The organism is Vibrio sp. M60_M70, assembly GCF_037162085.1.
GTDB classification, from domain to species: Bacteria; Pseudomonadota; Gammaproteobacteria; order Enterobacterales; family Vibrionaceae; genus Vibrio; species Vibrio diabolicus.
The window spans coordinates 2141305-2165020 of sequence record NZ_JARLUL010000001.1 but is presented as its reverse complement, the minus strand read 5'-3'; the positions used below and the strand labels follow the sequence as shown (position 1 = coordinate 2165020).

Sequence of the window (23716 nt, the reverse complement as noted above, 5' to 3'; positions counted from 1 at the left end):
TGCTCAGATTTTATGCAACCTGAGAATTTAACTCATCACGATAACGTTGAATATGCTCAACAATCGGCGCGGCTTTGTTAAACGTTCGGATTTCTCTGAATAGATCTTTTGCTTCAGGATAGGCCTGACGTAAGTAAGAGAACCATTGTTTTACGCGGTTTGGATAGTACAAGCCTTTGTCGCCTTTCATCTCAAACTTGGAGTAGTAGATCAGTAGCTCAACCACCTCGGGCCATGACATTGGCTGGTGGTTGTGTTTTACCATGTTGCCCAAGTTAGGGATATTGAAAGCGCCGCGGCACACCATCAAAGAGTCAACGCCAGTCGTTTCAATGCAACGTTGACCATCTTCATAATTCCAAATTTCGCCATTCGCAATAAGCGGAATATCAAAACGTTCGCGAATTTGGTTGATGTAATCCCATTTTATCTCAGACGCTTTGTAACCACCCTGCTTAGTCCGAGCGTGAACGGTGAGTTCATTTGCACCAGCAGATTGAATGGCATCAACAATTTCAAAGCAATCTTCAGGGTTTTCCCAGCCAAGACGAATTTTTGCGGTCACAGGAATAGCCTCTGGAACAGCTTCTCGACAAGCTTTAACCACACGGTGAATTAGCTCAGGATGCTGAAGTAGAGCAGCACCACCCTTACTTTTATTGACCATTTTGGCTGGGCAACCAAAATTTATGTCGATGCCTCTGGCGCCTAGGCTCGCCGCTTTAATTGCGTTCTCAGCCATCCAGTTTGGTTCTTGTCCTAACAATTGCACATGTACTGGCACACCTGATGCGGTTTGAGAACCTTGCAACAGCTCCGGGCATAAACGGTGAAATACATGATCGGGCAATAACTGGTCGATGACTCGAACAAATTCCGTAACACATAGGTCATAGTCGTTTATCTCGGTCAGGATTTGGCGCATCAAATGGTCTAAAACGCCTTCCATTGGGCCTAGTACAACTCGCATAGTTTACCTAATACAGTTTGGTGATAAAAAGGAGGGCGATTGTAGCGATGTCAGCTAAGTTTGTCATTAAAAGACTCAAAGCACTCAATACAGTCAAACTCGCAACTCCCGGTTACGTGCTTTTATGCTCTGAGGTATAATGCCGCCAAATTTATGGGAAACCAGATGTCATGCAATACACATTGATTGAGAAAGGCGAAATTCACATCGATGAATCTTGCCTATTTATCGAAGGCGCAGTGCTCGCTGCTAATCTGACGACAAAACCACTCGCTCCTGAAAAGTGGTTAGAGCCGCTATTAGGTGAAGGATTCAAAGCGATTCAACCGGCAGTAGAAGAGCAAATTCACAAGCAGCACAACCGAATTCAACGAAACGAATATTCCGTGCTAGAGCTAACAGGCAAAGAACCTGAACAACTTGCTGATTTTGCCGAAGGCTTTATGTCTGTTTGGCCAATGATTGAAGAACAATGGCAAGACGTTGAGCTCAATGATGGATTGCAGCGTATGCTACAAGCATTACTGACCACTTTGATGCTGGCTATCGATGAGTCGGCAACGCAGCAACAGATGCGCGACGCCGGTATTGAAACGCCTCCTGCTCTAGCAGACTTGATCGACCAGCTTGATTTGATGGTCGGTGAAGTGGCGTTAGGCGCGGATGAGTTGATGGTAGGCAATAAGGCTCAAAGCCTAAACCCATTCAAAGGTATCGGGCGCAATGATCCTTGTCCTTGTGAGAGCGGCAAAAAGTTCAAGCAGTGTTGTGGTCAATCACGTGGTTGAGTTAACGTGGTTAAGTTAAATAGCCGCGATGTTTACTCAGTAAAAAGCCGACCATCTGGTCGGCTTTTTTCGTTATCATTTCTCGGAAGGATTAACGAATCGGATTAGTGCGTCTTGCTGGGAAGAATTGTGCGATCACAATTAATGCTAAAGCAATTAAATTGCCCGCGAAAATAACTACTAACCATTGTGGCATTGATAAATCGAGGAATTGCCAAACAATCTTCGAGCAATCACCGTATGCTTCGAATATCCAAGGAGCCCACTGATTAAGCGGAGCCCAGCTAGGGAATGTTACGAATAAATCACAAGTCGCGAATGGTGATGGGTTAAACTGATAATCAACGTGCTGCTGAGCAAGCAACAGTCCTTTGTAAGAGCTTAATCCCCAGCCAATCAAACCTAGCCAACGGAAAACTGGGTTATTTGGTGCCATAAGACCAACGATTGCAGCGACACCCACTCCCATCATCGCGACTCGTTCGTAGATACACATGACACATGGTGCAAGCATCATGACGTGCTGAAAATAGAGGGCACATGCTTCAAAGAAAACGACGAATAGCAGAAGCAGCAGCCACGATAAGCGTCCCTTCGAAAACTGGTTAAGTGAATTTAAAATAGTCACGTTTTTGTTCCTGTCTGAAATAGAAAAAGCTCTGAATACTCAGAGCTTTTTAACGTGGATAAGTTTCCTAATCAACTCAAATTTTAGTGACCGCCAGAGACTACGGGAGTCAGATCACCACTATGAGGTAAAATCCAGCCTGCATCGTAGAAAGAAGCCGTTGCAGGCTCTAGGAAGAACATAATGCCCATTAGCCCGACAATCGCAAGAACGATGGTGTAAGGCAGCGCCATGATAACCATTCGACCGTAAGACAGACGAATTAATGGAGCGAGAGCCGAGGTGAGTAGGAATAGGAATGCTGCTTGACCGTTTGGCGTAGCAACAGATGGTAGGTTAGTACCAGTGTTGATAGCAACTGCCAGTAAGTCGAACTGCTCGCGAGTAATGAGACCCTCAATGAGTGCTGTTTTTACTTCATTGATGTAAACCGTACCGACGAATACGTTATCCGACACCATTGATAGTAAGCCATTCGCGACATAGAACAAAGCTAACTGAGTGCCTTTATCTTCAACGGCAAGCACCGCGTCGATAACTGGTTTAAACAACTCTTGGTCGATGATTACCGCAACGATCGAGAAAAATACCGCAAGTAGTGCAGTGAAAGGCAGAGCCTCTTCAAACGCTTTACCCATGGAATGCTCTTCAATGACGCCAGTGAAAGCCGTCGCTAAGATGATCACTGAAAGACCAATTAAGCCTACCGCTGCCAAATGCAAGGCTAATGCCACGATCAACCAAACAGCAATAAGCCCTTGAACCCATAGCTTTGCAACGTCTTGATTGGTACGCGTTTTGCGCTCTTCATTGTCAAAGTCAACGAGGATTTGACGAACGTTGTTAGGAAGTTTTGCACCGTAGCCAAACACTTTAAGCTTTTCGACTAGAGCACAAGTGATGAGACCGCAGAAAAATACGGGTAGCGTCACTGGAGACATACGGATTAGGAATTCACCAAATAACCAACCCGCTTGGTCTGCAATAATTAAGTTCTGAGGTTCACCCACCATAGTGGTTACGCCACCTAACGCAGTACCTACACCAGCGTGCATCAACAATGAGCGTAAAAAGGCGCGGTAATTTTCTAAGTCATCACGCGTTAGCTCAGTGATCGTGTCATCTTGTGTGTGGTCATGGTCACCAATCGGGTTACCTGACGCCACTTTGTGGTAGATAGAGTAGAAACCGATCGCCACACTGATAACAACGGCGATAACCGTCAAAGCATCCAAAAACGCAGATAAAAATGCAGCGGCAAAGCAAAACGCAAGTGATAGAAGGGTTTTGGAGCGAATACCAAGTAAAATTTTGGTAAAAATGAACAGCAATAAATGCTTCATGAAGTAGATGCCCGCAACCATAAATACCAGAAGCAGTAATACTTCAATATTTGCCACCAACTCGTGCTTAACTTGCGCAGGGCTAGTCATGCCGATAGCGATGGCTTCAATAGCAAGTAAACCACCAGGTTGTAATGGGTAGCATTTTAATGCCATTGCAAGCGTGAAAATAAATTCAGCAACCAGCAACCACCCCGCAACAAATGGGTTTATTAGGAAGAATACAATCGGGTTAATTATTAAGAAGGCTATAATGGCAACTTTGTACCAATCAGGCGCTTTACCAAGAAAGTTCTTGATAAAAGCGTTTCCGAGCGATATCGGCATGATAATTCTCTTTATAACAAAATTATGAATAGACACTACAATAGTGCTTAAGTATCTGTTTGTTAAACTTATTAACTAGTCTTTTAAAACAATAACTTAGTAAAACAACAATCCTTTGTTTATTGCAGTCTTGCCAAGTTACTTCCCCTGAACTCAAGCACCGCTCACTTTCGACCGCAAACTCTACACTCAGGCATTTATTAGTCAATAACAAAACGTGATGCTACCGACTAAAATGACTTTTTAAATGTAATAACGCGATCAAAACGGCGTTACTATATCATGAAAGGCTCAAAAAAATCCTCTTGGATTTTAAATGACGGTCAGTGACGAGAAAAGGCAAATTAAGAAAGAATATTAACTGTGATATACAAAGTAATTTTTCATATTTTGAATATAAAATTGTGACGCAGTTGTCTTTATTTCTCCGCAATTTGTGAGCTGTTTAATTAAACGAAAATTCAGATTTTACCGCTTTCACTCGCACGTCAGACCGTCCTAGATTGACATAAAATATAGAGTATTAACTCTATATTGTAGAATCGTTTCAATTATTGATCGTAAATTTTCTCAAACCGTTAAGTAGTGGTATGATGAGTAGTATCGACCCTCAGAAATCAATATTGGATAAAAAGTAGAATGGTCATAAAGGCGAAAAGCCCTGCGGGATTCGCAGAAAAATATATTATCGAGAGCATTTGGAACGGCCGTTTTCCTCCTGGCTCTATTTTACCTGCTGAACGCGAGCTGTCTGAGCTAATTGGTGTTACTCGAACGACTTTACGAGAGGTTCTTCAACGACTAGCCCGTGATGGTTGGTTAACAATCCAACACGGTAAACCAACGAAGGTAAACCAATTTATGGAGACCTCTGGTCTGCATATTTTGGATACGTTGATGACGTTGGACGTAGATAACGCAACAAACATTGTAGAAGATTTGCTTGCAGCACGTACCAACATCAGCCCTATCTTTATGCGTTATGCATTTAAAGCAAATAAAGAGAACTCTGAGCGCACCATCAAGAATGTAATTGAATCTTGTGAAGCTTTAATGAATGCTGCTTCTTGGGACGATTTCATCGCTTCTTCACCTTATGCTGAGAAAGTCTTACAGAACGTGAAAGAAGACAACGAGAAAGATGAAGCGAAGCGTCAAGAAATCTTGATTGCTAAAACGTTCAACTTTTACGACTACATGTTGTTCCAACGCCTAGCATTCCATTCAGGGAATCAGATTTACGGTTTGATTTTTAATGGCTTGAAGAAGCTCTATGATCGCGTTGGTAGCTATTACTTCTCAAACCCAGCTTCTCGTGAGCTAGCGCTGAAGTTTTACCATCAGTTGCTAGAAACTTGTGAAAGTGGTCAGCGTGAACAACTGCCAGTTGTGATTCGTCACTATGGTATGGAAAGCGCGCTAATCTGGAACGAGATGAAAAAGCAATTACCAACGAACTTCACAGAAGATGACAGCTAAGCGCTGAGAAGTTAGATGAATGAAAAACCGCAGAACCTAAGGTCTGCGGTTTTTTGTTTTTACCTATAGATACCAGTTACGTTCCTGTTGTGACAATTGGCACGGCACTGTATAGAGCTTATCTTGCTACAGAGAGCTTGGGCAACGGTAGATACAATGCTTCAACGATGTCTGAAAGGACGTGGTCGTAAGTATTGAAGATGGTCAACGATAAGTCTGATGTGACTCCATAAAGCTCTGCTTCTGTTAAATCGACATGACTTCCTGTCACATAGTTATTTAACGTCTGTATTGAGCGTGTGGAAGCAGGAGAAACGATACTAAGCGGAGCGATAACTGCTAATTGATTTAGCTTACGTGTCATAACCGATGCGTAATTTTTGAAACGCTCATTCCCCCTTGCTCTCCCAAGTCTTGAATGCTAATTCTCAATTGAGTCAGGGTTTCTAAGCTATCCATGATGTTTTGCCAGTTCATGTGGTACTCATTATGTAGATCATCTCGTTGTTCTACCGCTAACCAAGCAATCGTGACTTCATCCATCAAGAACAAGCAATGACGAATTAACTTACCATGCTCCATCTGGTTCCTTGCAACGCTGTGATCGTTCCATTGTTCAAGCAGTTTTCCTACTTTGATCTGCAGCACGCGATACATGGGTTTATTTTCAAAGCGTGAGGTTTCGACCAAAAGATGCAGTTTGTTGGTGAGATCGTTATGAAGGACTTCTAATTCTTGTTCGTTATTTTGTTGAAATTGAAGTGAGTAGTGCGTCGCGGCTCGATGGCGTCTCAGCAGATGAACAACATCTCTCAATAATGTTAACAGCTGATATTTACGCGCGTGTTGCTGCTCTCGTTTAGAAGATAAGTGATATATTCCGGCTAAAATAGCGATAGATAATAATGTGGAAATCAAAACAAACATAACCAACGCCTTGTTAGTGTTTGGACCTAGCAAGGAAGGTTTGCAGTTTTGATGCCAAACAAAAATTAAATTAAAACAATTGGTTATATTAAATGTTCTTTTGGGACGGTCGTTATTGGTGCATGGATTCACCAAATTTGTGAATATGGTTGATTATTCGGTGTCGATGCTTGGTGTACGCGTTATTCTTTGTGAGTTACATATTGCTTACTTTTTGTAGTCTGATTCAAGTCACAATGTTTAGAAATTAAAATACTCGGACACTTCATATGATATAAGTTGTCTATTTTGTTGATTGTTCGAGGTAATTAATTTGTCTAATAAATTCGACCTATGCTTCAGTACTCACTCAAAGATAACGCTCCCTATCGATACAAATGATGAGGATAGGTACCTTCAGTTTCGTAAGGACAACCCACATATATTTGGTAGTTTTATTCCCGCAGGTACTCCTTTCATACTGAACGAAGGCTCTGTGATCAACATAGCTAAGTTGCGTAGCGAGAGACCTGATATAGCTTGTGCTCTTGATACTGTAAAAAGTTGGTCACAAGAAACCAAAAGAAATGTAGCCAATCTAACAAGTGAGTTTGGCGATGAAAACTTACAAGCGGTAGCCCTCCTCTATGAAAAAGAGATTAAGCCTTTTTTAGATGCTACTAATCATACTATGGGGGGGAAATCGATGAGTATACTGCAGTAGGTGCTGCCGCTACGGCGGTTAATGAAAAGTAAGTCAGATTGAGTAATTTCGGGAAAGCTTTGCTCAAATATCAAAACGCCTTACTAGATGTACGGACAGTGTCACGAAGTGGTGCGCAGAAAAAGGAGCTTGTGAAGCTTGGATATAGAGTTAAAGAAGCTCATAGTTCTTTGAATGCAAAATTTACAAAAGAGCTTGCCCATTATGCAGGGTGAATTAAAAGTAGCCGCGGTAACATTTGGAGCAACCCGAATAGGGCTGTCAATATCGCGCGAAGCGGTAGGGATATAACTTAGTTACATTTAACATCTATAGCTAACATCCGCTCAATTCGAGTTCTTGAACAAAGCTCTAGTATTGTAGGTAAAAAGATCATCATGATTGATGCTGGTGTTCGCTTTAACAATGTTCGAAATGCCAAGAATAACGGAGAAAATTGGAAAAAAGAGCGGCAATGGAAGTTGCTGGGTTTGGTGCGAGCAACGCTGCTGGCGTTTGGACCACATCCAAAGTGATTGCATCTGGAATGGGAATCGCTTTAGCTGCTGGCCCATTTGGAGTAGTCGTATTAATAGGTGTTGGTTTAGGGGCTGGTTATGCGGCTGCAAAAATGGGTGATTGGTTTGGGCAAGGTTTAGCAGAAAAAACCTATGAAACTAGCTCTAAAGTAAATTGGTTTTAAAGGAGTAATTGTGTTTTGTTTCGATCTTATAGTGATGATTGTTGGTTGGACATGGTTACTGAGCACATTGGTTTTTATTCGTGTATCAGCAAAGCGGATTGAGACAAAAATATTGCAGGATGGTCATGATCCAATTGGCTGGGACAGAAATGGGTGGGGTTTTAGATTTCCCATGTACGCCTCAGTGTTGATGCGAGGTAAACCTGCGAAAGTATCGCTGGTAGAAGACAAACTTATTCTAAAGTACGCGACAGTCTTTGACCGAGTGCTTGCGTATATTGTCACAATAAGCTTCGTGATGGCACTTGCTTTGGGAGCAGTAATGGGGTTGGGGCCTGAAGAGTACAGAGTGAAAACCAGTTAAGCGCAGGGCTCTGTAGAACGGTGAATACAAGTCTAGTTGAAAAGCCAAATCCTGATAAAGGGAGCAACGTGTCTTATTTTGATATTGCAAATATGATTATCGGATGTACTTGGTTAGTTAGTACTTTGCTTTTCATTCGTGTATCGGTAAAGCGGATTGAGAAAAAAATGTTGCGGGATGGTCATGACCCTATTGGTTGGGACAGAAATGGGTGGGGTTTTAGATTTCCCATGTACGCATCAGTATTGATACGAGGAAAGCCAGTCAAATTATCACTAGTGGATGACCAACTAATACTAAAATACGCAACAACGTTTGATAGAATACTTGCGTATGTTGTAAGCATCAGTTTTGTACTTTTCCTTGTGTGTGGCGCGACCATTACTTGGGGACCGGAAGAGTATAGGTTGCATTAAGTAATTTTATCTTGTTGTAAAAAAGGCTTAACTGAAATAGTTAAGCCTTTCTATTATGCGAAGAGCATTACATTACGCGCATGCCAGGTTGAGCGCCTTCGTGTGGCTCAAGAATCCATAAGTCGCTGCCACCAGGGCCCGCTGCTAGGATCATGCCTTCTGACATACCAAACTTCATCTTACGAGGTTTTAGGTTTGCTACCATTACCGTTAGTTTGCCTTCTAGCTCTTCAGGTTTGTACGCTGACTTGATGCCAGAGAACACTTGACGAGTTTCACCACCGATGTCCAGTTGGAACTTAAGCAGTTTGTTTGCTTTTGGCACTTCTTCACAAGAGATGATACGAGCGATACGCATATCTACTGCTGCAAAAGCGTCGAACTCAATCTCTTCAGCGATTGGCTCTTTGTCTAGCTCAGTTTGGCTAGCCTTGTTCTTTTCCGCTTCTGCTTTCTCTTTCGCCGCCATTTCTGCCGCCGCATCTTCTTTAGATGCTTCGATCATCGCTTCAACATTCTTCGGATCAATACGGTTGAACAGTGCTTTGAACTTAGTGATCTCGTGGCCTGTTAGTGGCGCAGCGATGTTTTCCCAAGTCAGCTCTTGGTTTAGGAATGCTTCAGTACGTGCAGCAAGTGCAGGCATCACTGGTTTCAGGTAAGTCATCAGTACACGGAACAGGTTGATACCGACAGAACAGATGTCTTGTAGCTCCTGATCTTTGCCTTCTTCTTTTGCTACAACCCACGGTGCTTTTTCATCAACGTATTGGTTAGCTTTGTCTGCCAGTGCAGTGATTTCACGGATTGCACGACCAAATTCACGTGTTTCGTAAAGCTCAGCGATACGGTCAGCCGCAGCAACAAATTCGTTGTAAAGCTCAGGCTCTGCAAAGTTGTCAGACAGTTTGCCTTCAAAACGTTTTGCGATGAAACCTGCGTTACGAGATGCCAGGTTAACGATCTTGTTAACAACGTCAGCGTTTACGCGCTGAGTGAAGTCTTCAAGGTTAAGATCTAGATCGTCGATACGGCTGTTTAGCTTCGCAGCGTAGTAGTAACGTAGACACTCAGGGTCTAGGTGCTCTAGGTAAGTGCTTGCTTTTACGAAAGTACCTTTAGACTTAGACATTTTCGCGCCGTTTACGGTTACGTAACCGTGTACGAATACGTTGTTAGGCTTGCGGAAGCCAGAACCTTCTAGCATTGCTGGCCAAAATAGGCTGTGGAAGTAAACGATGTCTTTACCGATGAAGTGGTACAGCTCTGCTGAGCTGTCTTTTTTCCAGTACTCGTCGAAATCTAGGTCGTCGCGCTTGTCACATAGGTTTTTGAAAGAGCCCATGTAGCCGATAGGTGCGTCTAGCCATACGTAGAAGAATTTGTTCTTCTCTCCTGGGATTTCGAAGCCAAAGTATGGCGCATCACGTGAGATATCCCATTGCTGCAAACCAGATTCGAACCATTCTTGCATCTTGTTCGCGGTTTCAGCTTGTAGCGAGCCAGAGCGAGTCCACTCTTTTAGCATGCTTTCAAACTGAGGCAGGTCGAAGAAGAAGTGCTCAGAATCTTTCATTACTGGCGTCGCACCAGAAACCGCAGATTTAGGATTGATCAGTTCTGTTGGGCTGTAAGTCTCGCCACAGTTGTCACAGTTGTCACCGTACTGGTCTTCTGACTTACATTTTGGACACGTACCTTTTACGAAACGGTCCGGTAAGAACATCTCTTTTTCTGGGTCGAACAGCTGAGAGATAGTGCGGCTAGAGATAAAGCCGTTTTTCTTCAGCTCAAGATAAATGTGTGACGCTAGCTCACGGTTCTCATCTGAGTGTGTGCTGTGGTAGTTATCAAAGCTGATATCAAAGCCAGCAAAGTCTTTCTGGTGCTCTTCGCTAACTGCGGCAATCATTTCTTCAGGAGTAATACCCATCTGTTGCGCTTTAAGCATGATTGGCGTGCCGTGAGCATCGTCAGCACAGATGAAGTTTACAGTGTTGCCGCGTAGGCGTTGGTAACGAACCCAAATGTCCGCTTGGATATGCTCAAGCATATGACCAAGGTGGATCGAACCGTTAGCGTACGGAAGGGCACAAGTTACCAGCATTTTCCTTGACGGAAAGTTTCTTGGATCGTTTGCCATACTTAATATTCGCTTTTCTTGATAGGTATAAATAAATTTTGATGGATAATACTACCCCATGAACTCACTAACTCCAAGGTGTCAAACTGCGGAATGCCTTAGTTTTTTTGGGGTTCTGGTTGAGGCAGGACGGTGTTAGCATGACATCTAAAAGGAGGACTTATGCATCAGTTCACTTCAAAACAAGATTTTTGTCACTGGTTTAACCAATTCCAGCATCCACAGTTGGTGGAAAATTGGGCAGATATTCATGGCGCAATTTCGATTACGGCACAAGGTTCTGTTGAGATAACGTTACCATTCGCAAGTAATGAGCTTCAAACCATATTGCATGACTGGATTAAACAGCAACAAACCGCAGATAAAGTGCCTGAATTCCCATTCAATATTCGCCTTGGAGTTAAAGCATTAGAAACTCAAGTGGCCAATCCGGTTAAAGGTGTTAAGAACATCATTGCCGTTAGTTCTGCGAAAGGTGGGGTCGGTAAATCAACGACTGCGGTTAACTTAGCGTTGGCGATTGCTCAATCTGGGGCGAAAGTGGGATTGTTGGATGCGGATATCTATGGCCCGTCTGTACCTATGATGTTGGGGCAAGAAGATGCAAAACCAGAAGTTCGTGATGGCAAGTGGATGGAGCCCATTTTCGCTCACGGCATCTATACTCACTCTATCGGCTATTTAGTGGACAAATCAGAAGCGGCAATATGGCGCGGTCCAATGGCTTCAAAAGCGTTGTCGCAGTTATTAACGGAAACAGACTGGCCCGATTTAGATTATTTGGTGATTGATATGCCGCCAGGTACGGGTGATATACAGTTGACGTTGTCACAACAGATTCCGGTGACAGGTAGTGTGTTAGTCACGACACCGCAAGACTTGGCGCTTGCCGATGCAAGAAAGGGAGCGGCAATGTTTAACAAAGTCCATGTCCCGGTTATCGGTGTTGTGGAAAACATGAGTTATCACATTTGTAGTCAATGTGGCGCGAAAGAGCATATTTTTGGCATGGGTGGTGCAGAAAAAATGTCGCAAGAGTTTGGCTTAGCACTGCTAGGACAAATTCCGCTTCATATCTCTATGCGAGAAGATATTGACGCTGGCGTGCCAACAGTAGCAAGGCGCCCAGAAAGTGAGCATGCAGGGTATTACAAGCAGCTTGCCGATCGCGTATGTAGCACGATGTTTTGGCAAGGCAAAGCAAAACCAGATGCGATTAGCTTTACAATGGTGAACTAAGTTTACTATGCCTATTGGTTGATAATTGCACATTTTAACGTTTGCTCGGAGGTTAATCCTCTGAGCAGGCAGAAACTTATGACTAAACCCTAATTCCAGCTAGTAACTATGGGGTGAACTCCCTATAATCAGGCAGTTTATCTTTTTATGTGACTAGAAATCATCATCGGGTGCAAACTAATGTCTGATAATAATCAATGCGTCATCGTAGGTATTGCTGGCGCTTCTGCTTCTGGAAAAAGTCTGATCGCGAGCACTATTTATAATGAGCTTCGCGCGAAAGTAGGCGATCATCAAATCGGTGTCATCACGGAAGATTGCTACTACAACGACCAAAGCCACCTAAGCATGGAAGAGCGAGTAAAGACGAACTACGATCACCCGAGTGCGTTGGACCACGACCTACTGTGTGAGCACCTTGAAAAATTGGTACGTGGTGAAGCAGTAGAAGTACCTGAGTACAGCTACACTGAACACACAAGAACAAGTAACACGACTACAATGACGCCTAAAAAGGTGATCATTCTAGAAGGCATCCTTCTTCTTACTGACCCTCGTCTTCGTGATTTGATGCACGCGACAGTATTTATGGATACACCGTTAGATATTTGCTTACTTCGTCGTGTTAAGCGTGACGTGGAAGAACGAGGCCGAACTATGGAATCTGTTCTTAAGCAGTATCAACAAACAGTACGTCCGATGTTCATGCAGTTTATCGAACCTTCTAAGCAATATGCGGACATTATTGTTCCTCGCGGTGGTAAAAACCGTATCGCAATCGATGTATTAAAAGCTCACATTGCAAGACTTTTGAAAGCTTAAGCCTTTAGACGGCTATATCGCTTTATTTTTAAGAGAAGAAGTGGCACCTTAAGTGCCACTTCTTTTTTTGTTTTTAAATTAGTCAGTTGCAGGTTAAAACCAGACATTTTTCACGCTTTTGTGGAACTGTCAGCGGTAAATGGAGTCTGCGCTTATAATTGTAAAAACACTCGAGCAAGGAAAAACAAATGAAGAAACTGCTCTTAATTCTAGCAATACCGATTGTGGTCATTTTGGTCGCAATTTTAGCGTTAACCATCTTCGTCAATCCTAACCAGTTTAAGCCCCTTATTGTTGAGCAAGCGCAAAAGCAAACCGGTTTAGAGCTAGTGATTGAAGGAGATATCAGTTGGCAATTTTTCCCATCGATCGGCTTTGAGTTGGGACATACAGAATTGCGAAACCCACAAGGCTTTAGTAAACCCAATTTATTCAAAGTTGATACCGTTGGTGTAGATATCTCTGTCATGCCACTTTTTAGTCAACAGCTTGAAATTGGAAACGTCACGCTTGATGGGGCTGAGTTCTATATCGAAACCAAGAAAGATGGCAGCAAGAATATTGATGCATTGACGAAAGCCCAAACACAACAAGCAGAGCAAGCGAGCGATACTGCGCCTACGCAAAATGGTGAAACGCAGCCTTCTGGCTCTGATTGGAGCATTAATCTTGCTGGTGTTACGGTTTCTAATGGCTCATTAGAAATGCAGGATAAGCAAGCCGGTAGTTACACCAAACTTTATGATATCTCATTAAACCTTTCCGAATTCGCTTTTGACAACTGGACAACGGCTGATTTTGGCGTGAAGGGCGAAATGAATGACCAAAAGTTCACAGCGAAAGGTCAGGCCGACTTTAGGCTAGAAAAAGGTTTGGCAAATTACGCGCTAAAGAACATCAACTTTGATGCGACATACTCTGACCCTGCCAATAAGATCGAATCGGCAACGATCGGTTTAGATACGTTTGAATTCGATAAAGTAAATAACCTGACTTATGCCATGAAGGGCGACGCTGGTGGTATGAAGTTAGATATGCAGGGTGCTGGTCAACTTAGTGTAGACAAGGCTATTAGCAACGTGCAGTTGGATAAGTTAACTCTTAAATCGACTTTTGAGGGTGATGCATTACCTCAGTCACCGATGAAAGTCGACATGGTGTCTGATCTGTCTTTCGACCTAACGAAAAACCACCTGAGTTTTGTCCTAGAGAAGTTAACAGCGAATGCTATCGCCTTAGATGGTAAGGCAGATGTGACACTCGGTGATATTCCTAAAGTACGCTTTGCTCTCCATAGCCCAAATATCGATCTTGATGAGTTCTTAGGGTTAGATAAGCAAGCTGCTGAAGGTAATAAGCCTGCTTCTGGTGGCGAGAGTGCTCCAGCTGGGTCTGAGGTTGAGCCTGATTTGTCTGCGTTGAAAACGTTAGATGTAAAGGGTGACATTACCATCGACAAATTCAAAGCGGCAAATGCGAAGATGGAAGCGGTAAAAACGAGCTTCACTGTAAATCGTGGCGTATTTGAGCTTACTTCATTTAGTTCGAAGCTGTACCAAGGCACAATCTCAGCGACAGCAAAGTTAGATGCACGCAAGTCACCAGCGACTTACAGTGTGAAAAAGTCAATCAAAGGCGTGAAAGTTCAACCGTTACTTATTGATGTCGCTGATAACGACAAGCTTGAAGGGACGGGTAACATTGATGTGAATGTTACCGGTAAGAGTCTAACGCCTACCGGTATCAAGAAGAATCTTTCTGGTACGGTTGTTATCAATTTTGCTGACGGTGCGGTAAATGGCATCAACGTTGCTCAATTGATTCGTGAAAACTACGCGAAATTTAAAGGGCAAAAAGTCGAAGGCACCAATGAAGTTAAGAAAACAGATTTTAGTGCGATGACGGCGACATTGAAGCTCAATAAAGGTGTCGTATCAACGGATAATATGCAAGCTCAGTCTCCATTGCTACGTGTTCGTGGTAAAGGCACCGCAAACTACATCAATGAAACTGTCGACTTTACTATTAGCACGTCAGTTGTAGGCAGCCTAGAAGGCCAAGGCGGCAAAGATATAGATGAGCTGAAAGATATCACGATTCCAATCAATGTGTCTGGTAAGTGGGCGGATCCTAAATTCAAGCTCGTATTCGATGATGTTCTGAAGCAGAAAGCTCAGAAAGAAATCGATCGTGGCGTAGAGAAGCTAACGGACAAGATCAAAGACGAAAAAACCAAAGAAGCAGTCGATGGTTTGATAAAGAATCTATTCAATTAGATTCGAGCCAAAGCAAAAAGGGTTGGCATTAGCCAACCCTTTTTTAATTCTGCTGGTGAGCTTTACCAGTCGACACCTTTCAGCGCTTTGACGCCTGACTCAAATGCATGCTTTACATTCTTCACTTCAGAAACGGTATCAGCCATTTCAATCAGAGTGCGATGAGCGCCACGACCAGTAATGACAACCGACTGCATTTTAGGGCGGTTGTTCAGCGCTTCAACGACATCGTCTAAATCAATGTAGCCGTAGCTCACCATGTACGTCAGCTCGTCAAAAAGAACCACATCGATAGATTCATCTTTGAGCATGCGCTTACATTCTTGCCATACGCCTTGCGCTGCTTCGGTATCAGCGGCTTTGTTTTGAGTTTCCCATGTAAAGCCGGTCGCCATTACTTGGAATTCAACGCCGAGTTTCTCAAGTAGGTTGCGCTCACCGTTGTCCCAAGTACCTTTAATAAACTGCGCGACAGCACAATTCAAACCATGACCCACTGCGCGTGCGATCGTACCGAATCCTGATGTCGATTTACCTTTACCATTTCCGGTAATGATCAGTAGCAGACCTTTTTCCTCTTGAGCAGCAGCAATTTTTGCGTCTACCTGTTCTTTGACTTTTTGTTGGCGAGCCTTATGGCGTGCTTCTTTATTTTCTTCGATAGACATAATACTTCCTTCAATTCCTTTTCGTGCTGTGCCCAAGCTAATTTGGGTTCATTGATTTATCTCGCTATGATAGACCAACATATCGTGAAGAAAAACCACCGATAATTCAGGGAATAAAATGAAGAAAATACTTGTTGTTTGTATGGGAAACATTTGTCGGTCACCAACTGGAGAGGCAGTGTTAAGAGCGAAAGCTCAAAAACTAGGCGTTGAAGTAGAGGTTGATTCGGCAGGTACAATTGGCTATCACGCAGGAAACCGGCCGGATTCAAGAGCGACGGCAGCAGGAAAGCTGCGAGGTTATTCTTTTAAAGGAATGCAAGCGCGCCAAGTCACCATTGATGACTTTGACAAGTTTGACCTTATATTAGCCGCGGATAAAGCAAATTTGGCCGATTTATTGGATATTTGTCCGTTGAAGTATCGACACAAAGTATCGTTATTTTTAAGTCATTCTGGGTCAGGTTACGACGAAGTCCCTGATCCATATTATGGTGGAGAAGATGGCTTTGAACTGGTGCTTGATTTAATCGAAGAGGCATCAGATGCGATTTTGAAGAAGCTATAATCGCCGGGCTTGAAGACAATAGAAAAAGGGATGAGCTGAGCTCATCCCTTTTTATTCGTGTTAACCCGCTAGTATGTCGGTTGCGACTTTGTAGCTTGGGTCTTCCTTCACGTTAATTTCAACCAAGCTGCCAGCTTTGTCCAAAAGTTTACGACAATCTGGGCTTAGGTGACGAAGGTGCAGCGTTTTACCTTGAGCATTGTAACGCTCTGCTAGTGTTTCAATCGCTTCAATTGCAGAGTGATCAGTCACGCGAGAGTCTGCAAAATCGACAATCACATCTTTTGGATCTTCAGGCGCGTTAAACAACTCCAAGAAGTTAGCGGCAGAACCAAAGAAAATAGGACCGTGAATCTTGTACTCTTTTGAACCTTCCTCGTTTAAGCACGTGTCGGCATAGATGTGCTTAGCGTGTTGCCATGCAAACATTAATGCAGAAACGATAACACCAACCGCTACGGCAACAGCAAGGTCAGTAAGAACAGTAACAACGGTCACAAGAACAATAACGAAGAAGTCTTGCTTCGGTACGCGGCGTGCTAGCTTAAATGTTGCCCATTCGAATGTACCAATGACAACCATGAACATCACACCAACCAGAGCAGCGAGTGGGATCATTTCAATTAGCGAAGAAGCGAATAAGATAAACATCAATAGAGCGATAGCCGCAACGATACCAGATAGACGGCCGCGACCACCTGAGTTTACGTTGATCATCGACTGACCAATCATTGCACAACCACCCATCGCGCCAAACACAGAACACGTCATGTTTGCCATACCTTGACCTATACATTCGCGGTTAGATTGACCACGAGTGTTCGTCATCTCATCTAAAACTGTCAGCGTTAGCAGAGATTCAATTAGACCAATGGCCGCTAGAATGATCGCGTATGGAAGAATGATTTGTAGAGTTTCTAGCGTAAATGGCACCGCCGGAATAGAGAAGGTCGGCAGTGAACCTGCGAGTGTTGCCGCTTCATCACCAGACATTGTACGCAGGAAGTCAACAACAGTGCGAGTTTCCAGATCCAAACCAACCACTAAAGCAGTCACCGTTACGATTGCAACAAGTGAAGAGGGTACAGCCGTTGTGATTTTTGGTAGAAAGTGAATGATTGCCATAGTTAGCGCAACCAAACCAAGCATTAGCAGCATTTGGTCTTGTGGTAGCCAAGTAAGCATGCCGTTGATATCTGGCGCTTTAAACTGACCCAACTGAGCTAGGAAGATAACAATAGCCAGACCGTTCACAAAACCAATCATCACAGGGTGAGGCACGATACGGATGAACTTACCCAATTTAAACATACCAGCGGCAATTTGAAGTATACCAGCGAGCATGATGGCTGCGAATAGGTACTGGACACCGTGAGTCGCGACAAGCGAAACCATTACGACTGCCATGGCACCTGTTGCACCAGAGATCATGCCGGGACGACCACCGAAAATGGAAGTAATAAGACCAACGATGAATGCAGCGTAAAGACCGACCATCGGATCTACGCCTGCGACGAACGCAAATGCGACAGCTTCAGGAACCAATGCTAGCGCAACGGTTAAGCCTGATAGCACATCATTTTTTACGGAGTGCTTAGAAAATTGGGGAAATTCGAACATGTTTGTTTTTAAGTTCTCTTTGCAATGAGTTAAACCCGACACATATTCGTATTTGCACAAGCCACTGAGTGGTTGATTTCTAATCAAGCATTGCAGTGTAAACCGTAGTATTAAAAGAGCAGCATCAGAATGGTGTCGAAAACTTGAGTCGGCGCATGCTACCGAAAAGTGTGATTAAGTTCAAGAATGATACGAATAATGGCGTACAAATGTGATCACGAATTGGTATTTATATGAACAATTTATTGGGCAAATATGAAGATAAAAAAGGCTACCAGATGGTAGCCTTTAATTTATTTATGCCGTTAAGCAGTTGAACGTAATGATTTAGCCTAGTTAAAGTTAGGCTTTGTCATCTCTGCCGATGCGCGGTTTTTAGCCACTTGGCTACCCGCACCTTTAGCTTGGTAACGTTCGGTTTTGAACGGTGCTGCTGCAACAGTGATTTCGCGTAGCTCTTGAGGGCCAGGTGCTTTCGTCATCGGTGCGCTAGCGTTTAGCTTAGCCGCAACTTTAATGGCTTCGACTTTAGGCTCTGGTTTAGCTACTGGCGCTTCGGCTGCAACCTCTTTTGCCGCTTCAACGACAGGCTCTTCAGCTGGTGCCGTTTCTACAATGGCATCAACCGGTTCAGCATGTTCAGTTGCAGGAGTTTCAACGATAGGCTCTACCGAAGCTGTTTCTACTACTGCCGATTCAGCTTTTTCTGCGATTACTGCTTCCACAACAGGTGCTTCTACTACTGGAGCTTCCACTTTCGCTTCAACTGTTTCTTGAACCTTTGATTCAACAACTGGCGCTTCTGTTACAACAGGTTGCTCGCGGCGAATAATCACTTTACCCATAGCCATCTCTGGGCAAGCAAAACCACCTTGCATTGTAGGTACTGCTACTGCTTCTTCCTTAACTTGCTCTTCTTTCTTAGGTGCAGGTTTCGGAATGTAGCGTGGCATTACTTTACCCATAGCCATCTCAGGAGAAGCTACACCACCTTTACGCAGGCGGAACGGGTTAGGACGGCGATCGCGACCACGGCGACGGCGCTGGCCGCTTGCACGCAGGTGACGTGGCGAACGACGGTTACGACGTTGCTTAGACTCTGCTTGCTTGTTGTCTTGTTGTGCTTCTACCGCTGCTTCTGTTTGCTTCTCAACTTTGGTTTCAACCGTTTCTTGAGTCTTAACCGCCGTTTCTTCTGCTTTCTTCTCAACCGCTTCTTGGTCTTTAACGCGTACAGACTTGTTCAGTTTGCGACGTTGACGACGCTCCTTCACTTTTTCTGCTTTCGCGTTTTGTTGCTTTGGTTTGCTCTCTTCTGGTTTTGTTTCAGTTCGAGCTTCTGCCGCTAGCTGCAGGCCTTTTTCCGCTACTTTTGCATTTGCTTTTTGCTCTTGGGCTTTATCTGCTTGTTGAGTTTTAGGCTTACGCTTTTGGTTGCGGTTTTGCTGTTTATTGGTTTGTTGTTGAGCTTCGTTTTGCTCATTCGCTTGCTCATCACGAGGCTTACGACGACGTCGGTTATCACGGTTATCACGATTGTCGCGGTTCTCACGATTATCGCGTTGGTTGTTATTGCGACGACGATCATTGCGATCACGTTTGTTGCGTCGATTATCGCGATTTGGCTTTTTCTCTTCCTGAGGTTTCGGTTCTTCTTTTACTTCTTCAGAACCGCCGAATAGGAAACTACCAAGTGCTTTAAACAAACGGCTGAACAGTCCAGGTTTTTCTTCTTGTTCAACTTTTTGTTCTTTCTTCTTCGCCTCAGGGGCAGGTTTAGCTGCTGGTGCAGGTGCCGTTTGAGAAGGAGCCGCAAAGCCTTTAAGAACAGGTTCTTCGATTCGTTTAGGTTTTACGTCAACTTCCGCTGGCTCTTTACCTTCCGCTTCTTTCATTGCTTCCAGTTTTTTAGGAAGTAGGTAAGAAATCAGATCGAACTCTTCACCTTCACGAACACGGATAACTTCGAAGTGCGGCGTTTCCATGTCAGAGTTTGGAACAACCGTAATCTTCACTTCTTGAATGCGTTCGATATGGTTAACTGAACGACGTTTTTCGTTCAACAAGTAAGAAGCGATTGGCACAGGTACAACTGCGAGAACTTGCGCTGTATTGTCTTTCAGTGCTTCCTCTTCGATTAAACGAAGTACAGAAAGTGCTAGAGATTCGTTGTCGCGAACGACTCCAGTACCGCTACAGCGAGGACAGATGTGGTGGCTTGCTTCTGCTAGAGAAGGGCTTAAACGTTGACGTGACATCTCCAACAAACCAAAGCGAGAAATACGACCGATTTGTACACGAGCGCGATCAAGACGAACGGCTTCACGTAGACGGTTTTCTACTTCTCGTTGGTGGCGAACAGGTGTCATATCGATAAAGTCGATAACCACTAAGCCACCCAAGTCACGTAGACGTAACTGGCGAGCAATTTCGTCGGCTGCTTCTAGGTTCGTGTTTAGAGCTGTTTCTTCAATATCGCCGCCCTTGGTTGCACGAGCAGAGTTGATATCGATAGACGTTAGTGCTTCGGTTGGGTCAATAACAATAGAACCACCAGATGGCAGACGCACTTCACGTTGGAAAGCTGATTCAATTTGGCTTTCGATTTGGTAGTGGCTGAATAGTGGAACTTCGCCTTCATATTTCTTAACGCGGTTAAGGAAATCAGGGCGCACCAATTGAATGTGCTCTTTTGCACGTTCGTAGATGGTGTTGCTGTCAATTAAGATTTCGCCAATATCACGACGTAAATAGTCACGGATTGCACGAACGATAACGTTACTTTCTTGGTGGATTAAGAATGGAGCAGGGTTAGAGTCCGCTGCACCTTTGATTGCACCCCAGTGGTTAAGTAGTACATTCAAATCCCACTCAAGTTCTTCAGCACTCTTGCCAACGCCAGCAGTACGTACGATTAGGCCCATGCCCTGAGGCAGTTCCAAAGTACTTAATGCGGCTTTTAGTTGAGTACGCTCGTCACCTTCGATTCGGCGAGAAATACCGCCAGCACGAGGGTTGTTAGGCATAAGAACAAGGTAACTACCAGCAAGAGAAATGAAAGTAGTAAGAGCTGCGCCCTTGCTTCCACGTTCTTCTTTTTCCACTTGAACGATAACTTCTTGGCCTTCCGTTAGCACTTCTTTGATGCTTGGACGACCTTGGTAGGTGTAACCTTCAGGGAAATATTCGCGGGCAATTTCTTTGAGAGGGAGGAAACCGTGACGCTCGGCGCCGTAATCAACAAATGCGGCTTCTAAGCTTGGTTCGATACGTGTGATACGTCCTTTGTAGATATTCGCTTTTTTAGATTCATGACCTGGACTCTCGATATCAAGATCGAAAAGTCGCTGGCCATCAACCAGAGCGACACGCAACTCTTCTTTTTGAGTTGCGTTAATTAACATTCTTTTCATTGAAAATTCTCGTTGTCTTTTCTTTTATATCTTTCTTGTCGACTTGCCACTGTTTTTTCGCTCTTTCACGGTGCCTGATCCCATGGCTTGTATTTTGCAGCCTCCCGGCTGGAAGGGGATGCTCTCGGGCACTTCAGTCATCACAAGCCTCTTGTGGTTTCTGTTGGAAACGTAGACTTGTGACCCGCTATTTGGGCGGTAGGTACTCAACGTGAATATGCGAGGAGTAGGGTGGCAAGAGTGTTGAATTCGATGTGTCTCACGCCAATGCTGCACTCGACCTTCAACGATCTACTCACATTGCTTGAGGATAAATGATTGGTAATGAATAAAATGTAACCAAACCTTCCTTAGCAGCTGTGAACTATAGCAGTGCGCGTGGCTATCAGCAATCTGCTTTCACGCAAACGATAGAAAATTTGCCGCTAAACTCAAAATTTCTAATTTATAACTGGCTGTTTCATAAGCAATTGAGATGTGTAAACTGATCAAGACAGAAAACAAATTGAGAACTCGATTGAGAGTTTTAATAATTTAAACAAAAGCTTGGCGAAATTTAGACCAGTTTGTACTATCAAGTGTTTCTTTTACGACAAGAATAATGTGAAGTCGCGCGAAATTGAGTTTACAATACCGCCCATGAGCGAAATAAGAACAAAAGTCCAGTTCGTCGACATTGACGAAGATATGGCGGGTCAGCGCATTGATAATTTTTTGCGCAACCAATTAAAAGACATCCCTAAAAGCATGATTTACCGAATCGTGCGTAAGGGCGAAGTACGTGTAAATAAAAAGCGTATAAAAGCAGAGTACAAGTTAAAAGCAGGCGATCTCGTTCGTATTCCACCGGTGACAGTCGAGAAAAAAGATGACGATGTTGCGCCAAGTACGAAACTAAACAAAGTCGCAGAGTTGGAAGATATGATCATCTTCGAAGATGATCATATGTTGATTCTAAACAAACCATCTGGTACCGCTGTGCATGGTGGCAGTGGCTTAAAGTTTGGCGCGATTGAAGCGCTTAGAGCTCTGCGTCCTCAAGCTCGCTTTCTTGAACTTGTGCATCGTATTGACCGTGATACTTCAGGTATCTTGCTGGTTGCTAAGAAGCGTTCTGCACTTCGTCACTTGCAAGCCCAGTTTCGTGAAAAGACAGTGAAGAAGTTTTACTTAGCTCTTGTCATGGGACAATGGAAAAGCAGTTGTAAGGTTGTGAACGCGCCACTGCTTAAAAACGAAGTGAACAGTATTGTTCGTGTTAACCCTAACGGTAAGCCGTCTGAAACGCGTTTTAAGATTTTGGAAAAGTTTGAACAAGCAACATTGATTCAAGCGAGTCCGATTACTGGTCGAACTCACCAAATCCGAGTTCATACACAATATACGGGCCACCCAATCGCTTGGGATGATCGCTACGGTGACCGCCGCTTTGATGCTTACACAGGTCAAGTTGGTTTAGATCGTTTGTTCCTACACGCGGCAAACATCAAGTTCCAACACCCATCAAATGATGAGTGGATGGAAATCAACGCACCGATGGAACCGAAGCTAGAAAAAGTGTTGGCGGGTTTAAGAAACGCGTAACCATGTTTTCCTCGCGGATGCAAGAAGGGAGCCTGTGGCTCCCTTTTATCATATTTTGGTCAAAGGACATCGAGTCCTTGAACATGCAACATATCAATCAAATCAATCAATGGTAGTCCGACAAGTGTGTTCGGGTCTTTCCCCACTAATTTGTTAAACAAACAAATTCCCATTCCTTCGCTTTTAAAGCTGCCTGCGCAGTAAAAAGGTTCTTCCCTGTCGACGTAGCGCTCGATTTGTTCAAGCGTCAAATCTCTAAAGTGTACTTCGAAAGAATCAAAGCCGACTTCTGTATGGTTTGTGACGGTGTTATGTACCGCAAGACCAGTATAGAAAGTGATGACTTTTCCACTTTGAGACAAAAGTTGATTTATTGCGTTGTCTCTATTTAAAGGTTTGCCAACGATTTCACCATTAATGACACAAACCTGGTCACTGCCGATAACTAAACTTGCTTTATCCGTCTGGCAAGATGTTGCTTTCTCTTGGGCCAATCTTTGCACCAGTTCAAGAGGCGTTTCCTGGTCAAACGGTGTTTCATCGCAATCAGGTGATAAACAAATGAACGGTAGTGAAAGCTTTTCAAGCAGTTGTTTACGAAAAGGGGAGGTTGAAGCTAAAACCAGTTGGTAATTTTTCATTTTGAATTACAATTCGTGGGAGCATTTCCGATAGGATAATCGATCAAAAATGATTCTGGCTAATGCTCTGTATGTTAAGCGTAAAAAAGTACAACTTTTTTGCCTTTTTCTTTGA

Annotated in this window: 18 protein-coding genes and 1 pseudogene; 10 read left to right on the top strand and 9 right to left on the bottom strand. The window is 43.8% G+C overall.

Translation table 11 applies throughout. The features are described 5' to 3' along the window. Positions 1–10: 10 nt before the first annotated feature. The gene (gene dusC, locus P4S59_RS09940) at positions 11–970 is read right to left on the bottom strand and encodes a tRNA dihydrouridine(16) synthase DusC (protein WP_006742820.1); all 960 of its coding nucleotides are present in this window, start codon (positions 968–970) and stop codon (positions 11–13) included. 170 nt (positions 971–1140) lie between these two features. Here dusC and P4S59_RS09935 point away from each other — a divergent pair, with 170 nt between their 5' ends. Beyond that, positions 1141–1758: a YecA family protein gene (locus P4S59_RS09935; RefSeq protein WP_048625767.1), complete on the top strand. Its 618-nt coding sequence runs from the start codon at positions 1141–1143 to the stop codon at positions 1756–1758. Between the two features lie 91 nt (positions 1759–1849). Here P4S59_RS09935 and dsbB read toward each other — a convergent pair whose 3' ends face one another. Both dsbB and nhaB read right to left on the bottom strand, forming a co-directional pair. Next, complete coding sequence (gene dsbB, locus P4S59_RS09930) at positions 1850–2386, bottom strand: disulfide bond formation protein DsbB (protein ID WP_065646638.1); 537 nt, start codon at positions 2384–2386, stop codon at positions 1850–1852. Between the two features lie 83 nt (positions 2387–2469). Next, positions 2470–4056: a Na(+)/H(+) antiporter NhaB gene (gene nhaB / locus P4S59_RS09925; RefSeq protein ID WP_005396952.1), complete on the bottom strand. Its 1587-nt coding sequence runs from the start codon at positions 4054–4056 to the stop codon at positions 2470–2472. A gap of 639 nt (positions 4057–4695) precedes the next feature. Here nhaB and fadR point away from each other — a divergent pair. After that, on the top strand, positions 4696–5535 hold the full coding sequence (fadR, locus tag P4S59_RS09920; RefSeq protein WP_005396954.1) for a fatty acid metabolism transcriptional regulator FadR: 840 nt from the start codon (positions 4696–4698) through the stop codon (positions 5533–5535). Positions 5536–5653: 118 nt separating this feature from the next. Here fadR and P4S59_RS09915 read toward each other — a convergent pair. Beyond that, positions 5654–6462, bottom strand: a pseudogene (locus tag P4S59_RS09915) (hypothetical protein). Between the two features lie 313 nt (positions 6463–6775). Between P4S59_RS09915 and P4S59_RS09910 the strand changes: the two are divergent. From P4S59_RS09910 to P4S59_RS09900, 3 genes are all read left to right on the top strand, one after another. Then, positions 6776–7165: a hypothetical protein gene (locus P4S59_RS09910; RefSeq protein ID WP_238975097.1), complete on the top strand. Its 390-nt coding sequence runs from the start codon at positions 6776–6778 to the stop codon at positions 7163–7165. Between the two features lie 436 nt (positions 7166–7601). Further along, positions 7602–7847 carry a hypothetical protein gene (locus P4S59_RS09905; RefSeq protein ID WP_337168331.1) on the top strand — a complete coding sequence of 82 codons (246 nt, stop codon included), beginning with the start codon at positions 7602–7604 and terminating at the stop codon, positions 7845–7847. Between the two features lie 10 nt (positions 7848–7857). Then, complete coding sequence (locus P4S59_RS09900) at positions 7858–8211, top strand: hypothetical protein (RefSeq protein WP_074191586.1); 354 nt, start codon at positions 7858–7860, stop codon at positions 8209–8211. A gap of 483 nt (positions 8212–8694) precedes the next feature. Here the strand turns inward: P4S59_RS09900 and metG are convergent, their stop codons facing one another. Further along, positions 8695–10770 carry a methionine--tRNA ligase gene (metG, locus tag P4S59_RS09895; protein WP_046874415.1) on the bottom strand — a complete coding sequence of 692 codons (2076 nt, stop codon included), beginning with the start codon at positions 10768–10770 and terminating at the stop codon, positions 8695–8697. A 162-nt stretch (positions 10771–10932) separates the two neighbouring features. Here metG and apbC point away from each other — a divergent pair, with 162 nt between their 5' ends. From apbC to P4S59_RS09880, 3 genes are all read left to right on the top strand, one after another. After that, positions 10933–12009 carry an iron-sulfur cluster carrier protein ApbC gene (gene apbC / locus P4S59_RS09890; RefSeq protein ID WP_046874416.1) on the top strand — a complete coding sequence of 359 codons (1077 nt, stop codon included), beginning with the start codon at positions 10933–10935 and terminating at the stop codon, positions 12007–12009. A gap of 180 nt (positions 12010–12189) precedes the next feature. Then, a complete protein-coding gene (gene udk / locus P4S59_RS09885; RefSeq protein WP_005396962.1) occupies positions 12190–12831 on the top strand; it encodes a uridine kinase in 642 nt (213 codons plus the stop codon). Between the two features lie 188 nt (positions 12832–13019). Next, the gene (locus P4S59_RS09880; protein WP_337168330.1) at positions 13020–15107 is read left to right on the top strand and encodes an AsmA family protein; all 2088 of its coding nucleotides are present in this window, start codon (positions 13020–13022) and stop codon (positions 15105–15107) included. Positions 15108–15169: 62 nt separating this feature from the next. Here the strand turns inward: P4S59_RS09880 and cobO are convergent, their stop codons facing one another. Then, the gene (cobO, locus tag P4S59_RS09875; protein WP_337168329.1) at positions 15170–15775 is read right to left on the bottom strand and encodes a cob(I)yrinic acid a,c-diamide adenosyltransferase; all 606 of its coding nucleotides are present in this window, start codon (positions 15773–15775) and stop codon (positions 15170–15172) included. Between the two features lie 118 nt (positions 15776–15893). On the opposite strand from cobO, the gene P4S59_RS09870 reads away from it, so the two are divergent. Further along, the gene (locus tag P4S59_RS09870) at positions 15894–16343 is read left to right on the top strand and encodes a low molecular weight protein-tyrosine-phosphatase (protein WP_337168328.1); all 450 of its coding nucleotides are present in this window, start codon (positions 15894–15896) and stop codon (positions 16341–16343) included. Positions 16344–16403: 60 nt separating this feature from the next. Here the strand turns inward: P4S59_RS09870 and P4S59_RS09865 are convergent, their stop codons facing one another. After that, a complete protein-coding gene (locus P4S59_RS09865; RefSeq protein WP_005380840.1) occupies positions 16404–17963 on the bottom strand; it encodes a SulP family inorganic anion transporter in 1560 nt (519 codons plus the stop codon). Between the two features lie 332 nt (positions 17964–18295). Continuing rightward, positions 18296–21376 carry a ribonuclease E gene (rne, locus tag P4S59_RS09860; RefSeq protein ID WP_337168327.1) on the bottom strand — a complete coding sequence of 1027 codons (3081 nt, stop codon included), beginning with the start codon at positions 21374–21376 and terminating at the stop codon, positions 18296–18298. A gap of 639 nt (positions 21377–22015) precedes the next feature. Between rne and rluC the strand changes: the two genes are divergently transcribed. Next, positions 22016–22960, top strand: a complete 945-nt coding sequence (gene rluC / locus P4S59_RS09855) for a 23S rRNA pseudouridine(955/2504/2580) synthase RluC (protein WP_005396975.1) — start codon at positions 22016–22018, stop codon at positions 22958–22960. Positions 22961–23019: 59 nt separating this feature from the next. Here the strand turns inward: rluC and P4S59_RS09850 are convergent, their stop codons facing one another. Continuing rightward, positions 23020–23601 carry a Maf family protein gene (locus P4S59_RS09850; RefSeq protein ID WP_005396976.1) on the bottom strand — a complete coding sequence of 194 codons (582 nt, stop codon included), beginning with the start codon at positions 23599–23601 and terminating at the stop codon, positions 23020–23022. Positions 23602–23716 lie beyond the last annotated feature (115 nt).

Coding starts and splice junctions, on each gene's coding strand:
- P4S59_RS09865 (WP_005380840.1), bottom strand. CDS start 17,963: ATGTTCGAATTTCCCCAATTTTCTAAGCACTCCGTAAAAAATGATGTG.
- dusC (WP_006742820.1), bottom strand. CDS start 970: ATGCGAGTTGTACTAGGCCCAATGGAAGGCGTTTTAGACCATTTGATG.
- P4S59_RS09935 (WP_048625767.1), top strand. CDS start 1,141: ATGCAATACACATTGATTGAGAAAGGCGAAATTCACATCGATGAATCT.
- udk (WP_005396962.1), top strand. CDS start 12,190: ATGTCTGATAATAATCAATGCGTCATCGTAGGTATTGCTGGCGCTTCT.
- rluC (WP_005396975.1), top strand. CDS start 22,016: ATGAGCGAAATAAGAACAAAAGTCCAGTTCGTCGACATTGACGAAGAT.
- fadR (WP_005396954.1), top strand. CDS start 4,696: ATGGTCATAAAGGCGAAAAGCCCTGCGGGATTCGCAGAAAAATATATT.
- rne (WP_337168327.1), bottom strand. CDS start 21,376: ATGAAAAGAATGTTAATTAACGCAACTCAAAAAGAAGAGTTGCGTGTC.
- P4S59_RS09880 (WP_337168330.1), top strand. CDS start 13,020: ATGAAGAAACTGCTCTTAATTCTAGCAATACCGATTGTGGTCATTTTG.
- cobO (WP_337168329.1), bottom strand. CDS start 15,775: ATGTCTATCGAAGAAAATAAAGAAGCACGCCATAAGGCTCGCCAACAA.
- nhaB (WP_005396952.1), bottom strand. CDS start 4,056: ATGCCGATATCGCTCGGAAACGCTTTTATCAAGAACTTTCTTGGTAAA.
- metG (WP_046874415.1), bottom strand. CDS start 10,770: ATGGCAAACGATCCAAGAAACTTTCCGTCAAGGAAAATGCTGGTAACT.
- P4S59_RS09850 (WP_005396976.1), bottom strand. CDS start 23,601: ATGAAAAATTACCAACTGGTTTTAGCTTCAACCTCCCCTTTTCGTAAA.
- P4S59_RS09870 (WP_337168328.1), top strand. CDS start 15,894: ATGAAGAAAATACTTGTTGTTTGTATGGGAAACATTTGTCGGTCACCA.
- apbC (WP_046874416.1), top strand. CDS start 10,933: ATGCATCAGTTCACTTCAAAACAAGATTTTTGTCACTGGTTTAACCAA.